Below are 22,249 nucleotides of genomic sequence, written 5' to 3'. Positions count from 1 at the left end.
TGGCTTCCACCTTATAGCCCCGATCTGAATCAGATAGAGAAAAAGTGGGCTTGGATTAAAGGTGTTAGGAATCGGCTGCGAATTACGGATGTGGATTGGCTGTTTCAGGTGTGTATCGATAAATAAGTTTATTTGCTATACTGCAATTGCATAGACAGCAACAACGAACGGCTATCGTACCAACGGATACCATACAGCCTTCCGCCAAACATCCACCACAATTTTCAGACGGCCTCTTAATGGTCTAACAATCTATTTAACGAATTTCAAAACCTTTTTCGGTTTGCCGGTTTCTTCATCATCCGTCCGTGTCTCTGCATCAGTATCCGTATTGCTTTCCGGAACCGACGCTACGTTTTCAGGTTCGTAAGGCTCGACATCGAAACCCATTCCTTCGCCTGTTTCCCGGGAAAAGATACTGACAACGTGTCCGACGGGAATCCAGATTTCCTGGGCAATACCGCTAAAACGTGCGGAAAAGCTGACCCATTCGTTATCGATAACGAGATTGTGGCTGGCTGCCGCACCGATATTCAGCACAATTTCATTGTCCCGCACATATTGCAACGGCACACGGGTATGCTCGTTGACCCAAGCGACGATATGCGGTGTCTGACCATTGTCCTGACACCATTCGTAAAGGGCACGCAACAGATAAGGCTTGGTGCTCGCAGTCATGAAAAATCCTTTCGGTTTAACGGCGCATGGCTTTTTCGGCAGGGGTCAACGCTTCGATAAAGGCTTCGCGCTGGAAAATACGTTCGGCGTATTTCAGAATCGGTGCTGCGGATTTGCCCAGCTTGATGTCGTAGTGGTCGAGACGCCACAGTAGCGGGGAAATGGCCACATCGATCATAGAAAAGTCATCACCGAGAATGTATTTGTTTTTGGAAAACGCAGGAGCCAGCATGGTCAAACCGTTGCTGATGGCTTCACGGGCTTTGGCCTGCTCTTTGTTGGTAGCCGCAGGGTTTTCAAGAACGGAAACCAAACTGAACAGCTCTTTTTCCATACGGAACAGCACCAGCCGGCCTCGGCCACGCATAACCGGATCACCCGGCATAAGCTGGGGATGAGGAAAGCGCTCGTCGATATATTCGTTGATGATATTGGATTCATAGAGAATCAAGTCGCGCTCCACCAACACAGGAACTTGTCCGTAAGGATTCATTACAGACAAATCTTCCGGCTTATTGAAAATATCGACATCTTTGATTTCAAAATCCATACCTTTTTCATACAGCACAAAACGGCAACGTTGGCTGAACGGGCAGGTAATACCCGAATAGAGGGTCATCATGACGGTTACTCCTAATAATGGGTGGGGCACGCCGAAAACAGGACTTCAGACGGCCTGATAAATTTAATCGGTAAATTATAAACGATTGATTTCCCCAAAGCCAGAAAAACAGCATAAACATATGTTTTTAAAACATATTTTCAAAACTCAATACAACCGATTCAAAAGCAGTATGTATTTCCCAAAATCCGAAAAATACCGGTTTTGAATGGCCTACTGATGGCAAACATAGATTGCTCACAATACAGAAAGAACTGCAGTTTCCGTCGAAACAAACCTGCCTCATCATCACAATCTGCTTATCCGACTTTCAGACGGCCTCAACCTTTCACACCACACCTAGGCCGTCTGAAAAACAAAAAGCGGAACCGAACAAGGCTCCGCTTTCTCTTACTCAGGAATTTCAGTGTACGTCTTTCCAATATTCTTTTTTCAGGAAATAGGCCAACGGTAACATAACAGCCATCAGGAATATCAACACCCAATAACCGATGCGTTTGCGATTTTCTTGAGCCGGCTCCCCCATATACACCAGATAATTCACCAAATCACGGGCATAATCATCGTATTCTTTGGTAATTACCTTGCCGTTAGGCAGTTTACGGGTTTGGAGACCGGTAGACTCCCAATAAAGTTTGGGTTTCTTCACACCGTTTTCTTCAATCCAAACCGGCTGGCCTTTGGCATCCAACTCAACGGCCTGTACACCCTGATGCTCCCACAAAGGATGCGGCATACCGACTTTATCAAAAACGGTATTGTTCCAACCGCTCGGACGTGTCGGGTCTTTATAGAACCCGCGCATATAGGCATAGAGATAGTCTGCTCCTCTCGAGCGGGCAATCAGGGTCAAATCAGGCGGTTCCGCACCGAACCATTTGGCCGCATCTTTCGGATTCATGGCCGAATGCATGACATCGCCTACCTTGTCAGTCGTAAACATCAGGTTTTTCTTGATTTCATCCTCAGACAAACCGATGTCTTGCAGACGGTTATAGCGCATACCGCTGGCCGAGTGGCAGGAAAGGCAGTAGTTGGTAAAGATTTGAGCACCGCGTTGCAGGCTGGCCTGATCACGCAGGTTGATTTCTACTTTTTCATATTCGGCATGGCCGCCTGCTGCGGCCGCAAAGCCCATAGGAGCTGCCAGCAATAAGGCAGCAACCCAGTTTTTAAAGGTTTTTTTCATTTTCGCTGCCCTCTTGTCAGATATTGGTTGCAAACAGATATGCACCCACCACGGCAATACCCGTATAAACAAAGAACATGATTTTTTGTTTGGGGGTACTCATGGTTACTCGGGTTGGCACTTCTTTTTCAGCATTCAGGTTAGGCATGAACGCCGAACCGATAAAGAATGCTGTGGTGAACAAGGTCAGCAAGCGTGCACCCCAGTCTGCCAAGAAGAAAGTCAAGGCAAGGCCGAGAACGCCGACAAAGGCATAGAAAACCATACTGCACAAACCTGAAATGCCTTTTTTCACCGAAGTATAAAACGGCATACCCAAGAAGAACAGGAAATAGATATAGCTGAAAGCACGGGAATAGTCGGTACGGCGGTTGTCTGCAACCAATGCCCCCAAAATACCCAAACCGATGAAGGCTGCAATAAAGAGAACCAACATGACTTTAAAAGTGGTATTCCGGTAACGCACCGATTTTACGGGCGAACGGTCAAGCCAAGGCAGAAGCGCAATCAGCACCACAGCCGCACCCATACCGATAACCCCCCACACCTGCGTTCCCAAGAACGAAGGAATCGCACGCAAAATGGCGTAGAAAGGCGTGAAGTACCACACAGGCGCAATATGTGCCGGTGTTTTCAACGGATTGGCAGCATCAAAGTTCGGTTTTTCCAAGAAATAACCACCGCCTTCCGGTGCAAAAAACATAATGGCACAGAAGACAATCAGGAATACCACCACACCCAGAATGTCTTTAACGGTGTAGTAAGGATGGAAAGGAATGCCGTCAAGCGGAATACCATTTTCGTCTTTGAGTTTTTTGATTTCAACACCGTCAGGATTGTTGGAGCCTACTTCGTGCAGAGCAATAATGTGCGCCACAATCAAACCGAGCAACACCAACGGCACGGCGATAACGTGCAAGGCAAAAAAGCGGTTGAGCGTAACATCAGATACATTGAAGTCGCCGCGAATCCAAGTGGACAAGTCGGGGCCAACAATGGGAATGGCTGCAAACAGGTTAATGATTACCTGAGCACCCCAAAAAGACATCTGTCCCCAAGGCAGGAGATAGCCCATAAAGGCTTCTGCCATCAAGGCCAAGAAAATCAGCGAACCGAACACCCATACGAGTTCACGCGGTTTTTTAAACGAACCGTACACCAAACCGCGGAACATATGCAGATACACAACCACGAAAAACATGGACGCGCCGGTGGAATGCATATAGCGGATAATCCAACCGCCCGACACGTCGCGCATGATGTATTCCACTGCGGTAAATGCTGCCGGAAGATTATATTGGTTAAGATTACCGTCAGGTTTGTAGTTCATGGTCAGGAAGATGCCGCTGACGATTTGAATCACCAGCACCAACATGGCCAAAGAGCCGAAATAATACCAGAAGTTAAAATTTTTCGGCGCGTAGTACTCACCTACGTGCTCTTTATACATTTTAGACAGGGGGAAGCGCGCATCCACCCAGTCTAACAATGCTTTTGCTTTGTTATTGGTTTGGTTTGCCATGATGAAGTTCCTTATTATTTGTCTTCGCCGACCAAAATGGTGGTATCGCTCAGATATTTATAAGGCGGCACGACCAAGTTGGTCGGAGCAGGAACACCTTTGTATACCCGGCCGGCCAAATCGAATTTCGAACCGTGGCACGGGCAGAAAAAACCGCCTTTCCAATCTGCGCCCAAGTCTGCGGGAGCAATGTCCGGACGGAAAGTAGGAGAACAGCCCAAATGCGTACAGATACCGATAACCACAAAAATATTCGGCTTGATGGAACGGTCTGCATTTTGGGCATAATCGGGCTGTTGCGGTGCTTCCGACTTCGGATCGGCTACTGCGCCGTCGAGCGTTTTCAGGTCTTTAACCATCTGCTCCGTACGGTTCAGCACCCAAATCGGTTTACCCTGCCACTCGGCAGTCATCAGTTGGCCTGATTCGATTTTGCTGACATCTACTTCTATGGGCGCACCGGCAGCCTTGGCTTTCTCCGACGGCGCCCAGCTTGTCAGAAACGGCACAGCGACACCGACTGTCGCCAAACCGCCCGCGCCCGCTGTTGCCAGCGTCAGAAATCGGCGGCGGCCTTGATTGATTACTTGATTATCCATTATTCAGTCGTCCTAAAATTTTTGGAAATACCGAGCCATTAAACAATGTAATTCTACCTAGTTTGCCGTGATACTCAAAGTATTATTTAAATTAAGGTAAAGATTACAGAGAATATTCTCTCATCACGCCGGGTTTTCTTCGTCAAAACCGCATACTTCCAAGCCGAATTTAGCCGCTGCGGCCGCTCCCAGTGCACGGATGCCGTAACGCTCGGTAGCATGATGGCCTGCGCTGATAAACAGCGAACTGGTTTCATTGGCCAGATGATATTGCGCTTCGGAAATCTCTCCTGTGATGTAGGCATCGACACCTTCATCCAAGGCCGTCTGAAAAAAACCTTGGGCACCGCCGGTACACCATGCGACGGTACGGATTTCGCGCGAACCATCACCCGCTGCCACTGGCTTGCGGCCGAGCTTGGCCTCCAAAGCCTGTAACAGTTGTTGTGCATGTTGCGGCGTTTTCAGACGGCCTATATTCAGCAGACCCTGCTCGCCGCAAACATAATCGGTTTCCCATTCCATCAGTTTGGCAAGCTGGGCATTGTTTCCAATTTCGGGGTGCGCATCCAGCGGCAGGTGATAACCGGCCATATTGATGCCGTAGCGCAGCAGCATTTCGATGCGCTTTTTTTTCCATCCCGTAACCGTAACCGGCTCGCTTTTCCAAAACATCCCGTGATGCACCAGCAACAGATCGGCATTTTGTTCCGCCGCAAATTCAATCGCCGCCAGACTGGCGGTAACGGACGTGGCGATTTTGCGGATTTCATTACGCCCCTCTACCTGCAGGCCGTTCGGCGCATAATCTTTAAACAGTTTTACCTGAAGCGTTTCACCACACCAATCGAGAACTTCCTGCCGTGTTGCCATAAACCATCCTTGTGTATGTCTGTGTTTTATCCGATGCCTACGCATCTTTTCATTTTCAGACGGCCATTTTATACCGCCGCCTGCGCGTACCACCCGAAAAGGCCTTGATGCGCATCAAATCAATGTTGATTTTCTACCATCCGTTTGCCCGCTTATATGAATTATTTTAATATGAAACAGTTTCCAAACCCAAAACAGGCCGTCTGAAAAATGGAATCCATCATCGAACTGCGCCATCTCAAAACCCTGCTTGCACTCGAAGAAACCGGCAGCGTATCGCTGGCCGCCAAACGTGTGTTTTTAACCCAATCCGCATTGTCCCATCAAATCCGTGCATTGGAAAATTACTACGAAACGCCGTTGTTCGAACGGAAAAGCTCCCCCATACGTTTTACGCCTGCGGGCGAAAGACTGCTGCAACTTGCCCGCGATTTAATGCCGCAAGTGGCCGCTGCCGAGCGCGACTTGGCACAGATTATCGAAGGCGAGGCGGGAGAGTTGCGCTTGGCGGTGGAGTGCCACACCTGTTTCGACTGGCTGATGCCTGCGATGGGCGAGTTCCGCCCGCTTTGGCCGCAAGTAGAACTCGACATCGTATCCGGATTCCACACTGATCCGGTCGCCCTACTGCTACAGCATCGTGCTGACTTGGCAATCGTTTCCGAAGCAGAACCGCAAAGCGGCATCGTTTATCAGCCGCTGTTTTCTTACGAAATGGTCGGCATCTGTGCCAAAGACCATCCGCTCGCCTCCAAACCCGTATGGGAAGCGGAAGATTTCCGCAACGAAACCCTGATCAGTTATCCGGTTCCAGATGATATGCTGGATTTATTGCGCCAAGTCCTGCTTCCCAAAGGCATCAATCCGCCGCGCCGTACCAGCGAATTGACCATAGCCATCATACAGCTTGTGGCCAGCCGCCGCGGGATTGCCGCCCTACCTTATTGGACAGTCATGCCCTATTTGGAGAAAGGCTACGTTATTTCCCGCCCCATCACTTCAGACGGCCTGCAAAGCAAACTGTACGCAGCTATGCGCGCCGAAGACAGCGGTAAAAGCTATCTCGACAATTTTTGCCAGATTGTTCGCGACAGAAGTTTTGCGGACTTACCGGGTTTGAATGTACTTGCCATTTAAAACTTAGAATTAAAGGCCGTCTGAAAAAATTTCAGACGGCCTTATCGTTTAAACATCTCATCCGGTTACAGGCAACAACCAAACCGCTGCGAACGAACAGCTCAATTACGGCCGATCGGATTACAGAATCTCGGCAATATGCTTGGCCGCACGCTTGGCATCAAGCAAAATCAAGCCGAGTTTGCCGCTCTCTTTTGCCATCAATGCCAATACGGCATTTTCACCGGCTTGGCTCAAAAGTACATAACCATTGGTACCTTTTACCATTACCTGATCCAAATCGCCACAGGCAAGCTCGTGAACGGAACGGTTACCCAACGCCAGCAAAGTGGCTGACATCGCGCCCACACGGTCGGGATTCAGATGCGAGGGCAGCAAGGTGGCAATCGGCAGGCCGTCGGTTGAAATAACGGCAGAAGCGATAATGTCAGTGGAAGTATTGTTCAAATCGCTCAAAACGGAAATTAATAGCTGTTGCATAATATTGTTCCAATATCTTTCTAGTCATCAGACAGTTACAGATGTACGGCTGCCATAACGGTTATACAGGGCTTTCACCAAGGTAACGAATGCTTCTTTATTCAGATCGGGCATACCGCCGATTACAAGAATCAACTTGGTGGTACCGACATAAAGCGGGAAGAAAGTCAGTTCGCTTTGGCCCGACGGGTCGCAGATACCCCAGGCGCTGTGATGGATATGCAGATTGTTTTTAATCAGCAACTGATGTTTGGCTTCCACACCGGCAATCTCGCTGGCCAACAGTCCAAGCTCTTCGGCAGCTTCGTGATGGAAACCGGCATTGGCAAAGTACAGACCGTTTTCATCGGCCAAAAGAGCCTTGCCGACATTGGACAACTGTGCCAACAAATCAGGAAGCTGCTCATCGCTCAGATTGGTATCTTCGGTGCTAACCTGCTCGTCGCCGTAAAGAAACTCCAAGCGTTGCAAACGGTAAAGCAGATTCAACGCGCTGTTAATGTCGCTGGTATCCGCCCAAGCAAGCAGTTTTTCACTGCTGATGGTTTCAGACGGCGCCGCTTTGAGCAAACCGTACAGTAATACGCGGCTTGCGCTCGAAGCGTCACTCGATACCGCATAATATGCACCAGCAGGAGTTACTTTAGGGTACAAATTTGATTGTAGTGAAAGTGTCGATTCCATCTTATACCTCTAAACCCGGATCAATTGAGAACAACATCGCGGTAACCAGTTGTTTTACATCTTCTTCACGACGTGCATCAATTTCAAAAACCGGTACGTTAAAATTATTTTGGGCAAGATATTTCTGATAAACATCCACACCGGGCAATGAGCGGATGTCCATTTTTGTTACCCCTACTACCAAAGGCGCTTTTTTCAACAGCTCTTGGAACGCCTCCAGAAAAAACTGCAAATCTTTCAGCGGATTGGTTCGGGTATTGTCCAGCAGAAGCACCAGCCCCATACTGCCCTGGCTGAGAATTTCCCACATGAAGTTGAAACGTTCCTGACCTGGCGTACCATAAAGATGGACTTTGGTTTCTTCATCCAAATGAATCACACCGTAATCCATGGCCACCGTGGTGTAACCTTTACGCACCAAAGTCATATCGGAAGCACCGGCATCCGTTTGCACCGGCGGTTCGTCAGACAATGCAGAAATGGCCGTTGTTTTCCCCACACCGACGGGACCGGTAAAAATAATCTTATTCTCTGTCATTTACTTTAGTCCTTTATTTTCCAATCAACTTGCGCATCAGGCGCTGCAGCAGGCCACGCGGCTGCTCGGCTGAAGGTCCGGCCACTTTTTCCGCATCTTTCGCCATCTGGCTGTCAGGCACATCACTGCTGACATTGACTTGCTCTCCAGACACATTAGTCTCCGCCTGTGCGGTAAATTCAGCATCGGTTGCCAAAAAGCCCGTTACCGAAGTTGCTGCCAGATAATTGAGAATATCGGGCATTTCCAAAGGCATAACTTTGTAAAGGATATTCAAATTGACAGATGTTTTGGTCAGAAATGCCGACAACCTCATGGACTCAGGTACAGGAGCCAAACGGGTAAGGTTCGGCCAACGCTTCAGAGTAAAAACCGTTTGCGGAGTCATCGGATAAATCAGACGGCCTTGGGCAGTCCAAAGTGCCACCTGCCACAAGCAGGACATAATGGTCACTTTGGCTTTTTCTTTCCACTGAGGGTTTTCAGGTACTGCCTTGCAGGTTACGGCCAAATTATCATCTTTACAGAATTTCTCTAATTCTGCGGCACTGACGGTCAGCAATACACGCTGGATACTCGGAAAAACAATCAAAATCGGTTTCCCGTCATGCAAAACGGCAATATCCTGCTGCCCGCGGCTGGCGAATTTTAATGCACCCAACACGCCTTTCTGCGGGTTAAAGCGACGAATAGTGGCTTTACGGGTATCGGCATTGCCATTGGAAGAAGCCGAATCACCCGACTGATGAGCAGAAGCATCAAAAATATTTCCACCTTGTGCCAGACTACGCAAAATCGGAAAAAGTGTATCGAATTTAATCGGCTTGGGCAGGTACGGCGTGGTTACTGTTGGCAGTTCGGTAGAAAACATGGCCACAGGCACATCAGGGTATTCGGCCTTCAGTCCTTTCCATTTTTCCACACCATCCGCAGTATCAGTATCAACCAAAATCAAATCCGGTTTTTCAGCCGACTCGGGCGTAACGATTTCATAATTGGTTGTATTGTGCATCTTGAATGCCATGCGGAACACAGCATTCTGCTGCTCATCCGTCTCTTGCAGCATCACCCGTATGGTTTTAACTTTAGGTAATAAATTTTCCATTCGCTGGTACTCTTTAAAGTTGTTATTTTTTTGAATATTGGTTTACACGTTGCAACAAACGGCTCATTGCCAACACCACTTCTTCCGGCAAACTGCTGACACGTTCACGCAGTAAACGCAAAAACTGCTCAAGGCGCGGCCAATCTTCGGAACGTTCGTACAAATCAAACAACATAATATAAAGCTGGGATTCCTGAGGGTATTGCAGAACAGCTTGCTCCAACGTACCGATGGCCTGATCCAACTGACCGTACATCAGCAATGACTCCACCTCTTTTACCGCTTCATCGGCAGGAGAAGTACCCGCACTGATTATGGAAGAATCCTGCTGAACCAAATCACGGTATTTGGCTTTCATCTGTAATGCGGAAGGTTCGATATAACCGCGTTGCAAACCGATGTCTCGGATTTGTTTTTCAGACGGCCCTTTTTCCAGATCATCAAATACTTCGTGATAGCCCAAGCTGTAACCCCACCCCAGCATACGTTCTTTCACCTGACGACCGTATTGGCCGAGCGAGTAATACAACTTCCACAAATGCTTGGCAAATTGGTTGACTTCTTCGTTCTGATAATCGAGCTTCAAGGCATCAATAATCAAGCCCGCAGGTTTGTTTGATTTTTGAATGGCGCGGTTATATTGATGCAGCGCCGTTTCATAATCCAGCTTGTCTTTCAAAATCTTCGTACTGCGTTCGGGTTTACTGAACCCCAAAACTGCGCCCATTTCTTCAGGTGTAATATTACCCATATCAACCTTACCGACCACAATCGGGCTGCGTTTGGACACAGTTGTTTCCTGATGCTGCCCGCCAGCATCAATGGTCAACGTCGGATTCTCAGACGAATGAGATTCTTCCAAACCGACTTTTTCACCGATTTGACGGGAAATTTCCTGCATGTCCCAACCCATCCTGCTTTCCGCCAATACACGCAAAGGCAAGTTGGTAGAATCCGACATCAAACCGGCTTTAACATATTCGGCAAAACTTTCATCCGGCAAAGATGTGCCGTGACGCTGTAATGTTTCGGCCAATTTATCGATGTCGCCAACCCTTAAATTCAGGCCGACCAATTCATGCACCAATTTTTCAGGCGCACCGTCACTCAAACCGTTCAGATATGAAGACAGAGATTCCGCGGCTTTACTCTCATAGCCGAACTGTTTGTAAACCTGATATTCGGTAAGGGGGTCAACCTCTTGAACGGCAACCGCAGAAGAATTACCGTCGGTAGACACACCGTCGGCACCCCACTCCCACTCCTGATTGACGCCTGAAACGGTTTGGTTAAGCTGATCCGACCATTCCGCCTCCCTGTTGTCAGCAGGCAGAGACGAAGCAACAACACGGCTGTCCCGCTTGCCGGACACAGCCGCCCTCTTGCCGGGTTTTGCCTGCCCGCCCTGCTTATGCCGGACAAACAGCAAAACCAGCAGAACCAATGCCAGTATTATGATTAGTAGCGAATAATTCAAGAACACCTCCCGATGATGTGCAATTGTATCAACCCACAACCGGCCTCGGATTGTTAAATTATCTTAACCGATTTTGATTGATTATCGAATAATGTTATCTGTTAATGCATTTATGATAACACAGCACGACCAACAATTACATAAAAAACTATTTTAGCAGCGTTTGATGTCGTCATTTTTCAACTCAAACAAACCCACCGACTCCACATGAGCAGTTTGGGCGAACATATTCATTACCCCCGCCGCTTTGAATCCGTAACCCTTTTGCACCAATACAGAAGCGTCCCGTGCGAAAGTTGAAGGATTACAGGATATATAGATGATACGGCTTGGCAGATAAGGTGCATGCAGCGATTTCACCACCTCATACGCACCGCTTCTCGGCGGGTCGAGCAACATTTTATCAAAATGCCCCCAAGATGCCACTATTTGTTCATCCGTTTCAAACAAATCGGCCGTCTGAAAAACTGTTGTATCTTTGCAATTGTTTAACACGGCATTGTCTTTGGCACGCTTGACCAACGTTTGCGAACCTTCTATCCCCACCGCATCAGCACCCTGTTTGGCAATCGGTAGCGTGAAGTTGCCCAATCCGCAAAACAAATCGGCAACCCTTTCTCCTGGCCGGACATCCAGAAGCCCCAAAGCACGGGCAACCATTGCTCGGTTCATTTCCGAGTTAATTTGCGTAAAATCGCCCGGCAGATAGGGCATATATACTTCGAACTCAGGAAGCCTGTAAGCCAAACGCCGCCGGATTTCCGGATAAAACGGATAAGCATCCTGCTGCGGATGTTGCAGCCAAATCTGCCAATCCACGCCGTCATCCACCAAATGCACGTCTGCAAACTGCCTGATGGCAGCAGAAGCTTTTTCAGACGGCCTGTCCGATAAAAACAGATTAAATATACTCAAATCACTGCACACGGAAAATTCCGCATATTTAACATGCTGTTTTTCCGCAGTTAACGTTTGCAGCAGATGACGCAACGCCGGCAGCTTTGAAGAAACGTGTTCGGGCAATATCTTACACATGACTAAATCGACGACATCATGACTGTTTTTTGCTCGAAAACCGAGTTTCAGACGGCCTGTTTTGTCTAACGCAACACTCAACCTGCCTCTATCGCGGTAATACCAAGCCTTACCATGTAACGGCGGAAGAATCTGCTCCGGCTGTACTTTTCCTATACGCAGCAGCTGCTCTTCCAATATTCTCTGCTTATAGGCAACCTGAGCATCAGGTGCCGCATGCTGCAGCACACATCCGCCGCATGTATCAAAATGGACACACTCCGGTACAACCCTTTCTGCCGCAGTTTTTAAAACAGCCACCGTTTCCGCTTCATCAAACTGTTTTTTCTGTTTCACGACACGGCAGCGGACGGTTTCAGACGGCAGCGCCCCCTTGATAAACACGGTTTTGCCGCCTATCCGCGCCACACCTCTGCCTTCGTAATCCAGCGAAAACACTTCCGCCGTATATTCCGGATACCGTCCGCATTCTGTTTTCCTACTCATATCTCCATCCGACCCTCCAACCTGAAAACCTATGCTGCCGAACTGCAAAAACAGGCTATTCTCCCACAAAATCTTGCGGATTACGGTATGATTCCCCAAATTCTCTATTCGTATTTTCCCAACATGCAACACACGAATCACATGATGAAACAAACCGGCCTCGGCCTGGCAGTCCTGCTATTTTCTGCAGCGGCAGCCGCCAACACCCCCATCCCCGACATTCAGCCTGCCTCATCCGGCCAACACGTCGTCATTAACATACCCCAACAACGGCTTTTTCTCTTTACCGACGGAAAACTGACCAAGGTATATCCGGTAGCCGTGGGCAAAGCATTAACCCAAACCAACTTGGGCGAACACAAAATCGGTCCCAAAGTATTCAACCCCACTTGGCACATCCCGCTCAGCATACAGAAAGAGCGCAAAGACGGGCTTAAAACCATCCCTCCCGGACCGAAAAACCCGTTGGGTCCGGTGTTCGTACGCTTGGGCGACCCCAAACTCAGCCTCGGCATCCACGGCACCAACGCCCCTGCCAGCGTACCCGGAGTACGCAGCCACGGCTGTGTCCGCATGAAATCTCCCGATGCGCTCGAATTCGCCAAAACCATTAATTCGGGTTCCACCGCATCCGTGGTTTACCACATGGCCGCCCTCAACGTCGACGCCAACAACAATTTATGGCTGGCCGCTTACCGCGACCCCTATAAAAAGAACAACCTCAATACCGCTGCTTTGCGTAAAAGCATTACCGCATGGGCAAAAGTGCACAAAAAAACCGTCAACTCCAAGCGTGTTGACGCCGTTCTGAAAGCCAAAACCGGTGCGGCCAACTGTTTGACCTGCGCCTCAGGCGTCAAACTGAAAGCACCTTTAAAATCGGTTGCATGGACCAGCGGTTCGGCCGCATTGACCAAGCCGAAATTCGTTCCCAAACCTGCACCCGTTGCACCTAAAGATCAGGTGCTGCCGACGGGTACCGAAATCGAAATCGATGCCGGCGACACCACGTCCGCAGCATCCGCTGCTGCATCGGCCAGCAGGCCAACCGCACCCAGAGCTTCATCCGCTCCGGTCAAACCGCCTTATGCTCCGGTAAAAAGCGACCCCAATGACCCTACGGGCGTGTTGTTTTAAATATCGATATCAGGTTTTCCTGTCTTCCTGCACTGACAACAATCCGAACCGTCCGCCTGGAAGCAATCTTTCGGTCACTTGAACACAACCCAATATTTCAAGTATCCGGATGAAGCAAACATTAAGGCCGTCTGAAAAATATTTTTCAGACGGCCTTTCAGGTAAGTGCGATTCAGAAATTCAATACATCAACATATCATCCCCCACCAAACAAAATGGCTTCCCACTCCAAATCCACCCTTTTCAGAAAACCCTATCAGGCTTACACTGCCCGTCTCTGATTTTAAAGGTTAGGAACAGACAAATGACACAGCGTATTAAAGCGGGCATCGTCGGCGCCACAGGTTATACAGGTGTGGAACTGCTGCGCCTGTTGACATCCCATCCGAACGTTGAAGTAGCCGCCGTAACCAGCCGCAGCGAAGCGGGTATCAAATTGTCGGACTATTTCCCCAGTTTGCGCGGCGTATATGAGCTGACATTCCAAACGCCCGATGAAGCACGGTTGGACGAATGCGACATCGTATTTTTCGCCACGCCCAACGGCGTTGCCATGAAAGAAGCCCCGTTATTGCTGGAGCTGGGCGTCCGCATTGTCGATTTGTCTGCGGACTACCGTATCAAAGACATTCCGACATGGGAAAAATGGTACGGCATGAGGCATGAAAGTCCGAACATTACCGCCGAAGCAGTTTACGGACTCAGCGAACTCAACCGGGATGCCATTTCAACCGCACGGTTGGTCGCCAATCCCGGCTGCTATCCCACCTGCGTATCGCTGCCGCTGTTGCCGCTCCTGCAAGCAGGCCGTCTGAAAACAGGCGCACCATTGATTGCCGACTGCAAATCAGGCGTCTCCGGTGCAGGGCGCAAAGCCAGCGTAGGGACATTACTGTGCGAAGCAGGCGATAATTTCAAAGCCTACGGCGTGGGCGGGCACCGCCATCTGCCCGAAATCAAACAAACCCTGAACATGCTGCAAACCGGCATAGCAGACGGCCTTGTATTCGTCCCCCATCTCACGCCGATGATACGCGGCATGCACGCCACCATGTATCTACATTTGGAAAGTGGTCGTCATCCGCATGAAATACTCGCCGATTTTTACCGCGACAGCTCGTTCGTCGATGTCATGCCGTCCGGCAGCACGCCCGAAACCCGCAGCGTGCGCGGCGCAAACTTTTGCCGCATCAGCGTTCAACAGGCACCACAAAGCGATGTGTGGATTGTATTGTCGGTTATCGACAATCTGGTCAAAGGCGCGGCAGGCCAAGCGGTTCAGAATATGAACCTGATGTTCGGTTTTACCGAAAACGCGGGTTTGGACGGCGTACCGCTATTGCCGTAACATACCGTTTCAAATTCACTACCACACCCGAACAGGCCGTCTGAACCGCTTTCAGACGGCCTGCTCTTATTCGTACACCACTCCGCCGATTAAACCCTGATGCCCCAGTTGGCCATATTGCTGCTCCCATGCATCGGCCGCCTCGAAAACATCGCATTGCACTGCATGTTTTCGTTCGCTACGACTCATATCAGACATCGGCAGAGCGGCAATTTCGGCGCAAACCGAAGCCGGCAACGGAATATCGGCAGACTGCGCTTCAGAATAGCTGAACGGCACAACAACCGAAACTGCCAATATCAGCCCTACCGACCAAAGCAATCCTTTTCTATATCTGTTCATTTCCATCATCTCCCAAATAACCGGCCCATCAGCAGCAATATGGCCGGGATGCCGTCCGTCTTTTCAGACGGCCTTTTAACACACCGTCCAAACTTCGAAAAATCTAAGATTTTTTACATATTACTCAACAAAATTAGAGTTTGCAATATTTTATCTTAGTCCAAGTTCGATTTATCTTACATTTTTTTGAAAGTTAAGCTAAAATAAAAGAAATCGCACTGTGTGGTCAGAAAATCACACCGAGCACCCGCAACCTTGCCGGACAAATCGGCAATCACCAAAAAACGGGCGGGAAACATGGTCGAAAGAAAGGATAAAAATGGACACCTTTAAAGAGCGGCTGGCTTTCTTGTGGAAAGACGGGGCGCGGCAGGCAAAAATCGCAGCAGACATCGGCATGACCATTGCCGGATTCAGCCGGATTTGGAACGAAGGCGGACTGCCGAAATCAGAAACCCTGATTAAAATCAAACAGCTAAAAGGATGCAACATAGACTGGCTGCTGACAGGAAACGGAGAGCCGTTCCCCGATGCAACGGCGGCAAACACGACCGCCTACGACACTTTGGGCAACCCCGTCGATGTGGAAGAATTTGTATTCGTGCCGCGTTACGACATTCAGGCGGCAGCCGGACACGGACGTTTGGCGGGCGACGAAAAACCGACTTTTGCGATGGCCTTCCGCCGTTATTGGGTGGAAAACTACATCACCCGCGACACCAAAAACCTGTCGGTCATCTCTGTCAAAGGCGATTCGATGGAAGGCGTACTCAACGATGGCGACACCATTCTCATCAACCACAGCGAAACCGTACCGCGCGACGGGCTTTATGTGCTGCGTTTGGACGAAAATCTGCTGGTCAAACGCCTGCAATTGATGCCGGGCGGCATCGTGCGGGTGATTTCCGCAAACGAAGCCTATCCGACTTTTGAAATCGATTTGAACCGCCAATCCGACGACATCGCCGTCATCGGCCGCGTGGAATGGTTCGGACGGACGATTTGACTGCGGCGGAACAGGCGGCGCAGCCATATACCACAGCTGTTCCGTAAACTTTTCAGACGGCCTGTATTCGTTCTCACCTGCCTACACGATCCTTGCCGCCAGCAAATCATGCATATTCAGCGCACCCTGCAACAGGCCGTCTGAATCCGTTACCAGCAGGCCGTTGATTTGGTTTTGCTGCATTTGTTTCAAGGCTTCGGTGGCGAGTTTGTCGGCAGTAATGGTTTTCGGATTCGGGTGCATGATGTCCTCCACCGCCAGCCCTGCAAAATTGTCGCGCTGCTGAAACAAGCGGCGCAGGTCGCCGTCGGTAAACACGCCTTTCAGACGGCCCGAACCGTCCGTTACCGCCAGCATACCCAAACCCTTTTCACTCATGCGGACGATGGCCGTTTTCAACAGCGTGCCTTCGGTAACTGCCGGCAAACCGTCTCCCGTATGCATGATGTCGGCCACCGTCAGCAGCAGCCGTCTGCCGAGACTTCCCGCAGGATGGCTGAGGGCAAAATCCTCGGGCGTGAACGAACGGGCTTTGAGCAGCACCACCGCCAGCGCATCCCCCAATGCAAGCACGGCCGTGGTGCTGGATGTGGGCGCAAGTCCGAGCGGGCAGGCCTCTTTCGACACCGAAGCGGTAATGTGGATGTCGGCATGTTTCGCCATGCTGGATTTCGGATTGGACGTAATGCAGACAAGCGTCGTCTGCTTGCGTTTCAGAGCGGGCACGAGCGCAAGGATTTCGTCGCTTTCGCCGGAATTGGAGAGTGCCAGCACGGCATCGCCGTCAACAATCATGCCCAAATCGCCGTGGGCCGCTTCTGCGGGATGGACGAAAAACGCAGGCGTTCCGGTCGATGCCATGGTGGCGGCGATTTTACGGCCGACATGCCCCGACTTGCCCATACCCGTTACGACCACGCGCCCGCGGCATTGCAGCAGTGCGGCGGCGGCGCAGGCAAAATTTCCGTCGAGTCCGGCGGCGATTTCGCGTAACGCGGCGGCTTCGGTATCGAGCACGTCGCGCGCCCAATCAAGATAATGGCTGGAAGTGTCGGTCATGGGAATCTCTTAATATAACAATAAAATCTGACTGTGTTTGAAGGATGCGTTGATGACATCGATACGGGCATTCCCGCGTAGGCGAATATCCGGGCTTTAATTTCAGAAACTTTTTTGATTCAATTATTTATAAATATCCACTCCGGACTCCCGCCTGCATGGGAATAACGGTTGCCAACCATAGTGCATCAATCAACACACCATAAAAACGCAACCTGAAATTTCAGACGGCCCTGTCGCCGTCCCTAAAGTTTTTGCTGTTCAAAGCGGGGGGAATCAGGGTAGTATCGGCAATCTGAAAAGGCCGTCTGAAAAGCAGCGGACGGGCGTTTATCCAAACCATTCGACAAGGAATCAAAGATGGCTATTTTATCGGACGTCAAAGCATTAGGACAACAAATCTGGCTCGACAACCTTTCCCGTTCGCTGGTGCAAAGCGGCGAACTGGCAACCATGCTGGAACAAGGCGTGTGCGGCGTAACCTCCAACCCCGCTATTTTCCAGAAAGCGTTCGCGGGCGATGCACTCTACACACCCGAAATCGCCGCGCTCAAAGCCGCGGGCAAGGATGCGAAAGAAATTTACGAAACCCTCGCCGTTGCCGACGTACAGGCCGCCTGCGATGTCTGCCTTGCCGAACACGAAGCATCCGGCGGCAAAACCGGTTTCGTCAGCCTTGAAGTATCGCCCGAACTTTCCCACGATGCGGCCGGTACGGTAGCCGAAGCCAAACGCCTGCATGCGGCCATCAACCGCAAAAACGTGATGATTAAAGTGCCCACCACCGACGCAGGCGTAGAAGCACTGGAACAGTTGGTTTCAGACGGCCTGAGCATCAATCTCACGCTGCTGTTTTCACGCAAACAGACCCAGAAAGCCTACGCAGCCTATACGCGCGGCATTTTGAAACGCATCGCCGCCGGTTTGCCCGTGGACAATATCCAAGTCGTCGCCAGCTTCTTCATCTCCCGCATCGACGGCGCGCTCGATGCCACGCTGCCCGAACACTTGCAGGGCAAAACGGCCGTATCGCTGGCCAAAGCCGCCTATCAAGATTGGCAGCAATACTTCGGCGGAGCGGAATTTGCCGATGCGAAAGCCAAAGGCGCCAACCCCATTCAGCTGCTGTGGGCATCCACCGGCGTGAAAAATCCCGCCTACCCTGACACGCTGTATGTCGACAGCCTCATCGGCAAAGATACGGTCAACACCGTTCCCGATGCCACGCTCAAAGCCTTTATCGACCACGGTACCGCCAAATCCACGCTCACGGAAAGCATTGCGGAAGCCCAAGCGGTATTGGCAGAAACGGAAAAACTCGGCATCGACGTCGAAGCCCTCGCCGTCCGCCTTCAGGAAGACGGTTTGAAGCAGTTTGAAGACGCGTTTGCCAAACTGCTCGAGCCGCTGGCCTGAAAATTCGGCATAAAGAAGACTGTGGTTGGGCAATGCGTCGGCATAACGGCATCGCCATCCCCTTGTAGAAATAAACTGTTTTTATTCATGTGGTTATGAGTATTTATAGTGAATTCCCGTTGGTTTGGGCATGACAACCGTGGATGATTCCGTGCCAATCAACACCCTGTCCAAACACAGCCAAAAATAAAGGCCGCCCGACGTTTTCAGACGGCCTCATCCTGTTTTGCACACGCTCCCGCTTCGGGAGCGTGTGCAAAATCATTCGGATGTGCCTGTTACGGTTTCCTACATTCAACCATCACGCTCCCTGCCCTGCCGCAAAACGGAGTCAACGCGCCATTCAAACACAGCCGACAGCCAAACGGCCGCTGCCCCCGAACCCGCGAAACGGCAGGCCGTCTGAATATCGTTTTTCAGACGGCCTTTCCGCTCGACACCCCTTGTCGTAAGGCGTACCATCCCGACAGTCCCGCCATACCCAGCATCCGCACCATGTCCGCATCCGACCAAAACCCCCGAAAAGGATTGCTCTACGCGCTTTCCTGCTATCTGATCTGGGGTCTGTTTCCGATTTACTGGTATCCGCTCAACCATTCCGCCATGCCTGCGATGCAGATTATGGCGCACCGCGTATTGTGGTCGGCGGTGTTTGCGCTGATACTCGTCTGCAGGTTCCGGCAGCTTCCCGCATTGTTTTCCGTATTCCGCACACCCAAACTGCTGGCGGCGTTTGCCTGCACATCCCTGCTCATCGGCACCAACTGGCTGGTTTACGTCTGGTCGGTAACCAACAACCATGTGCTCGATGCCAGTCTCGGCTATTTCATCAACCCGATGTTCAATATTTTTCTCGGCGCAACGATACTTAAAGAACGGCTGGGGCGCACACAATGGCTGGCCGTTGCGCTCGCGCTGACCGGCATCGTCTGGCTGGCCGTTCCCGCCGGACAAATCCCGTGGATTGCCCTGATTCTGGCATTCAGTTTCGGCATGTACGGCTTAATCCGCAAACTCGTTCCCACCGACACCCTGACCGGCATGACGGTAGAAACCCTGATACTGCTGCCCGCCGCCCTCGCCTATCTGACATGGTGTGCCGTCGACGGACAAACCGTGTTTGGCGGACTCAATACCCTGCAAACCGCCGTCCTGCTCGGCTCGGGCGCAGCCACCACGCTCACGCTGATGCTGTTCACCGCCGCCGCCAAACACATTTCCCTGTCGCTCGTCGGCATCCTGCAATACATCTCCCCCAGCATACAGCTCCTGTGCGGCCTGCTGCTTTTCGGCGAACAGCTAAACGGCAACCGCCTCATCGGCTACATGTGGGTTTGGCTGGGCGTGGCGGTGTTTCTCTGGGACGCATGGCGGCGCAAGGCCGTCTGAAACATGTTTTCAGACGGCCTGTTATCCCGACGGCGGCATCCGATACAGTTTTCCGTCTTACATCAAACGCAGATATGGCGGACAACACACCGTTCAGATCCCGAGCCGAAGCCGCCTGCACAGCCGTGCGGACGGCAGCCTGCAGCACACCCTTCTGCCTCCACCGCAAAGGCCGTCTGAAACCGCCCCCGATTTTCAGACGGCCTTACGCCGTCCATAGAAAGCCCCTGCAAAAAGGTGTAGAATACGTCCCGTTTTCCACACCTTGCCCGCCGGCGCGGGCGTATTCCTATGGACTCAGGTTCATCCCCCCTTCCTGCATATCCCATCCCGTAATTCCCGCCCGAATGCTTCCCCCGCTTTCAGGCGGGCGGAGTATTTATGAACCCCGAACAAGAAAACCCCGACATCCGCACCGACGGCGCAGAAGCCGAAACCGCCAGCGACGTTGAGCGCCTGTCGGCCGACATCGGCCGCATCCATACGCTGTGCGAAATCCTCGCCCCCGCGTTCCCTCAAATCGAAGCAGGCATTCCGCCCGAAGACGAAACGCTCACCGCCCCGCTGACCGAGCTGACGGTGCTTCTGGCCGAACTCCACCCCGCCGACGCAGCGGGCGTGCTCGAATCGCTGCCGCCGCGCGAACGCAACATCGTGTGGCTGCTGGTGCGTCCCGAAGACGACGGCGAAGTGCTGCTGGAAGTGTCCGACGCAGTACGCGAAACGCTCATCGAATCGATGGACAAAGAAGAGCTGCTCGCCGCCGTCGACGATTTGGATGCCGACGAGTTGGCCGAACTCGCCGACGATCTGCCCCACCAAGTCGTCGCCGAAGCCCTGCAAACGCGCGACGAAGAAGAGCGCGCCCAAGTTCAGGCCGCCATGTCGTATTCAGACGGCCAGGTCGGCGCGATTATGGATTTCGAACTCGTCAGCATCCGCGCGGACGTCGCCTGCGAAGTGGTGCTGCGCTACCTGCGCCGCTTCGACAGCCTGCCCGACCACACCGACAAAATCTTCGTGGTCGATGAAAACGACGCACTCAAAGGCGTACTGCCCATCCGCAAACTCTTGGTCGCAGACCCCGAAGAACAAGTCGAAAACGTCATGGTGCAGGACGTCGTGCGCTTCAGACCCGAAGACGACGTGGAAGAAGCTGCGCAGGCATTCGAACGTTACGACCTGATTACCGCCCCCGTGGTCGACGAAAACAAAAAACTCATCGGCCGCATCACCATCGACGAAATGGTCGACGTCATCCGCGAAGAATCCGAAGCCGACATGCTGAACATGGCCGGTTTGCAGGAAGAAGAAGACCTGTTCGCCCCCGTGTGGGACTCGGTCAAAAACCGCTGGATGTGGCTCGCCATCAACCTCTGCACCGCCTTCGTCGCCAGCCGCGTCATCGGCGCATTCGAAGGCAGCATCGAAAAAATCGTCGCACTGGCCGCACTCATGCCGATTGTCGCCGGCATCGGCGGCAACTCCGGCAACCAAACCATCACCATGATTGTGCGCGCCATGGCCACCGGACAACTCTCCGGCATGCAGGCCAAACGCCTGCTGAAAAAAGAAGTCGGCGTCGCACTGGCCAACGGCCTGATCTGGGGCACGGTAATGGGCATCGTATCATGGCTGCTCTACAACGACCTCGGTATCGGCCTCGTCATGGTTGCCGCCATGACCCTCAACCTGCTCCTGGCCGCCACCGTCGGCGTGCTGATCCCCGTGTTTATGGAAAAAGCCGGCCGAGATCCCGCCCTCGGCAGCTCCGTTCTCATCACCGCCGTAACCGACTCGGGCGGATTCCTGATCTTCCTGGGACTCGCCACCGTATTCCTGCTCTAACCTGCCGTTCCAATACAAAAGGCCGTCTGAAAACCCGTTTCAACAGGTTTTCAGACGGCCTTTTTTATTTGTCATCTTCCCATTTTTTTGCCAACCACTCAAATTCGCAAAACAGCTTGGGGCGTTTTTCTTGTTTTCTTATATAGCAAATAAACATATTATTCGATACAATTCCACCATGGCCTATTCACAAGACTTCAAACAACTCGTGCTCAAAAAACTCCGTCAAGGATGGACGATTCGTAGAGCCGCAAAAGAATTCGGCATCGCCATCTCCAC

Annotated in this window: 24 protein-coding genes; 8 read left to right on the top strand and 16 right to left on the bottom strand. The window is 51.4% G+C overall.

Features of this window, described 5'->3' with window-relative positions:
* Positions 1 to 126: transposase (locus ACEYDX_RS06380; RefSeq protein WP_373740712.1), on the top strand; the 126-nt coding region annotated here is incomplete at its 5' end.
* Positions 127 to 252: 126 nt separating this feature from the next.
* Here ACEYDX_RS06380 and ACEYDX_RS06375 read toward each other — a convergent pair.
* The 6 genes from ACEYDX_RS06375 to ACEYDX_RS06350 all read right to left on the bottom strand — a co-directional run bounded on the left by ACEYDX_RS06375 (position 253) and on the right by ACEYDX_RS06350 (position 5,483).
* A complete protein-coding gene (locus tag ACEYDX_RS06375) occupies positions 253 to 678 on the bottom strand; it encodes a ClpXP protease specificity-enhancing factor (RefSeq protein ID WP_373741187.1) in 426 nt (141 codons plus the stop codon).
* A 16-nt stretch (positions 679 to 694) separates the two neighbouring features.
* The gene (locus tag ACEYDX_RS06370) at positions 695 to 1,300 is read right to left on the bottom strand and encodes a glutathione S-transferase N-terminal domain-containing protein (RefSeq protein ID WP_373741186.1); all 606 of its coding nucleotides are present in this window, start codon (positions 1,298 to 1,300) and stop codon (positions 695 to 697) included.
* A gap of 403 nt (positions 1,301 to 1,703) precedes the next feature.
* Positions 1,704 to 2,489 carry a cytochrome c1 gene (locus ACEYDX_RS06365; RefSeq protein ID WP_373741185.1) on the bottom strand — a complete coding sequence of 262 codons (786 nt, stop codon included), beginning with the start codon at positions 2,487 to 2,489 and terminating at the stop codon, positions 1,704 to 1,706.
* Between the two features lie 16 nt (positions 2,490 to 2,505).
* Positions 2,506 to 4,011 carry a cytochrome bc complex cytochrome b subunit gene (locus tag ACEYDX_RS06360; RefSeq protein WP_373741184.1) on the bottom strand — a complete coding sequence of 502 codons (1,506 nt, stop codon included), beginning with the start codon at positions 4,009 to 4,011 and terminating at the stop codon, positions 2,506 to 2,508.
* 14 nt (positions 4,012 to 4,025) lie between these two features.
* A complete protein-coding gene (petA, locus tag ACEYDX_RS06355; RefSeq protein WP_373741183.1) occupies positions 4,026 to 4,610 on the bottom strand; it encodes a ubiquinol-cytochrome c reductase iron-sulfur subunit in 585 nt (194 codons plus the stop codon).
* A gap of 123 nt (positions 4,611 to 4,733) precedes the next feature.
* Positions 4,734 to 5,483 carry a Nif3-like dinuclear metal center hexameric protein gene (locus ACEYDX_RS06350; RefSeq protein ID WP_373741182.1) on the bottom strand — a complete coding sequence of 250 codons (750 nt, stop codon included), beginning with the start codon at positions 5,481 to 5,483 and terminating at the stop codon, positions 4,734 to 4,736.
* 210 nt (positions 5,484 to 5,693) lie between these two features.
* Here ACEYDX_RS06350 and ACEYDX_RS06345 point away from each other — a divergent pair, with 210 nt between their 5' ends.
* Positions 5,694 to 6,620: a LysR family transcriptional regulator gene (locus ACEYDX_RS06345; protein ID WP_373741181.1), complete on the top strand. Its 927-nt coding sequence runs from the start codon at positions 5,694 to 5,696 to the stop codon at positions 6,618 to 6,620.
* A gap of 120 nt (positions 6,621 to 6,740) precedes the next feature.
* Here ACEYDX_RS06345 and ACEYDX_RS06340 read toward each other — a convergent pair whose 3' ends face one another.
* The 6 genes from ACEYDX_RS06340 to rlmD form a co-directional block, all read right to left on the bottom strand.
* Positions 6,741 to 7,100, bottom strand: a complete 360-nt coding sequence (locus ACEYDX_RS06340; RefSeq protein ID WP_373741180.1) for a roadblock/LC7 domain-containing protein — start codon at positions 7,098 to 7,100, stop codon at positions 6,741 to 6,743.
* A gap of 27 nt (positions 7,101 to 7,127) precedes the next feature.
* Positions 7,128 to 7,784, bottom strand: a complete 657-nt coding sequence (locus ACEYDX_RS06335; protein ID WP_373741179.1) for a peptidase M23 — start codon at positions 7,782 to 7,784, stop codon at positions 7,128 to 7,130.
* 1 nt (position 7,785) lies between these two features.
* Positions 7,786 to 8,322, bottom strand: coding sequence for an ATP/GTP-binding protein (locus ACEYDX_RS06330; protein WP_373741178.1), 537 nt, complete (start codon positions 8,320 to 8,322; stop codon positions 7,786 to 7,788).
* A gap of 13 nt (positions 8,323 to 8,335) precedes the next feature.
* The gene (locus tag ACEYDX_RS06325) at positions 8,336 to 9,427 is read right to left on the bottom strand and encodes a response regulator (protein WP_373741177.1); all 1,092 of its coding nucleotides are present in this window, start codon (positions 9,425 to 9,427) and stop codon (positions 8,336 to 8,338) included.
* A 22-nt stretch (positions 9,428 to 9,449) separates the two neighbouring features.
* Positions 9,450 to 10,910, bottom strand: coding sequence for a tetratricopeptide repeat protein (locus tag ACEYDX_RS06320; RefSeq protein WP_373741176.1), 1,461 nt, complete (start codon positions 10,908 to 10,910; stop codon positions 9,450 to 9,452).
* Positions 10,911 to 11,057: 147 nt separating this feature from the next.
* Complete coding sequence (gene rlmD, locus ACEYDX_RS06315) at positions 11,058 to 12,425, bottom strand: 23S rRNA (uracil(1939)-C(5))-methyltransferase RlmD (protein WP_373741189.1); 1,368 nt, start codon at positions 12,423 to 12,425, stop codon at positions 11,058 to 11,060.
* 144 nt (positions 12,426 to 12,569) lie between these two features.
* Here rlmD and ACEYDX_RS06310 point away from each other — a divergent pair, with 144 nt between their 5' ends.
* Together ACEYDX_RS06310 and argC are read left to right on the top strand one after the other, a co-directional pair.
* The gene (locus ACEYDX_RS06310) at positions 12,570 to 13,562 is read left to right on the top strand and encodes a L,D-transpeptidase (protein ID WP_373741188.1); all 993 of its coding nucleotides are present in this window, start codon (positions 12,570 to 12,572) and stop codon (positions 13,560 to 13,562) included.
* 304 nt (positions 13,563 to 13,866) lie between these two features.
* Positions 13,867 to 14,910 carry an N-acetyl-gamma-glutamyl-phosphate reductase gene (argC, locus tag ACEYDX_RS06305; RefSeq protein WP_373741175.1) on the top strand — a complete coding sequence of 348 codons (1,044 nt, stop codon included), beginning with the start codon at positions 13,867 to 13,869 and terminating at the stop codon, positions 14,908 to 14,910.
* Between the two features lie 66 nt (positions 14,911 to 14,976).
* On the opposite strand, the gene ACEYDX_RS06300 is transcribed toward argC, so the two are convergent.
* On the bottom strand, positions 14,977 to 15,261 hold the full coding sequence (locus ACEYDX_RS06300; RefSeq protein WP_373741174.1) for a hypothetical protein: 285 nt from the start codon (positions 15,259 to 15,261) through the stop codon (positions 14,977 to 14,979).
* 310 nt (positions 15,262 to 15,571) lie between these two features.
* Between ACEYDX_RS06300 and ACEYDX_RS06295 the strand changes: the two genes are divergently transcribed.
* On the top strand, positions 15,572 to 16,258 hold the full coding sequence (locus ACEYDX_RS06295; RefSeq protein WP_373741173.1) for a S24 family peptidase: 687 nt from the start codon (positions 15,572 to 15,574) through the stop codon (positions 16,256 to 16,258).
* Positions 16,259 to 16,339: 81 nt separating this feature from the next.
* On the opposite strand, the gene ACEYDX_RS06290 is transcribed toward ACEYDX_RS06295, so the two are convergent.
* On the bottom strand, positions 16,340 to 17,317 hold the full coding sequence (locus tag ACEYDX_RS06290) for an SIS domain-containing protein (protein WP_373741172.1): 978 nt from the start codon (positions 17,315 to 17,317) through the stop codon (positions 16,340 to 16,342).
* A gap of 360 nt (positions 17,318 to 17,677) precedes the next feature.
* Between ACEYDX_RS06290 and tal the strand changes: the two genes are divergently transcribed.
* Positions 17,678 to 18,733, top strand: a complete 1,056-nt coding sequence (tal, locus tag ACEYDX_RS06285; RefSeq protein ID WP_373741171.1) for a transaldolase — start codon at positions 17,678 to 17,680, stop codon at positions 18,731 to 18,733.
* 294 nt (positions 18,734 to 19,027) lie between these two features.
* Here the strand turns inward: tal and ACEYDX_RS06280 are convergent, their stop codons facing one another.
* The gene (locus ACEYDX_RS06280; protein WP_373741170.1) at positions 19,028 to 19,195 is read right to left on the bottom strand and encodes a hypothetical protein; all 168 of its coding nucleotides are present in this window, start codon (positions 19,193 to 19,195) and stop codon (positions 19,028 to 19,030) included.
* Positions 19,196 to 19,228: 33 nt separating this feature from the next.
* On the opposite strand from ACEYDX_RS06280, the gene rarD reads away from it, so the two are divergent.
* Positions 19,229 to 20,122 carry an EamA family transporter RarD gene (rarD, locus tag ACEYDX_RS06275; RefSeq protein WP_373741169.1) on the top strand — a complete coding sequence of 298 codons (894 nt, stop codon included), beginning with the start codon at positions 19,229 to 19,231 and terminating at the stop codon, positions 20,120 to 20,122.
* A 381-nt stretch (positions 20,123 to 20,503) separates the two neighbouring features.
* Complete coding sequence (mgtE, locus tag ACEYDX_RS06270) at positions 20,504 to 21,970, top strand: magnesium transporter (protein WP_373741168.1); 1,467 nt, start codon at positions 20,504 to 20,506, stop codon at positions 21,968 to 21,970.
* A 64-nt stretch (positions 21,971 to 22,034) separates the two neighbouring features.
* Here mgtE and ACEYDX_RS06265 read toward each other — a convergent pair whose 3' ends face one another.
* Positions 22,035 to 22,127 carry a DUF4760 domain-containing protein gene (locus tag ACEYDX_RS06265; protein ID WP_373741167.1) on the bottom strand — a complete coding sequence of 31 codons (93 nt, stop codon included), beginning with the start codon at positions 22,125 to 22,127 and terminating at the stop codon, positions 22,035 to 22,037.
* Positions 22,128 to 22,249: the final 122 nt, after the last annotated feature.

The sequence above is a fragment of the Neisseria sp. genome, from assembly GCF_041804105.1.
In the GTDB taxonomy this organism is placed as follows: domain Bacteria; phylum Pseudomonadota; class Gammaproteobacteria; order Burkholderiales; family Neisseriaceae; genus Neisseria.
This window is presented reverse-complemented; position numbering and strand designations above follow the sequence as displayed.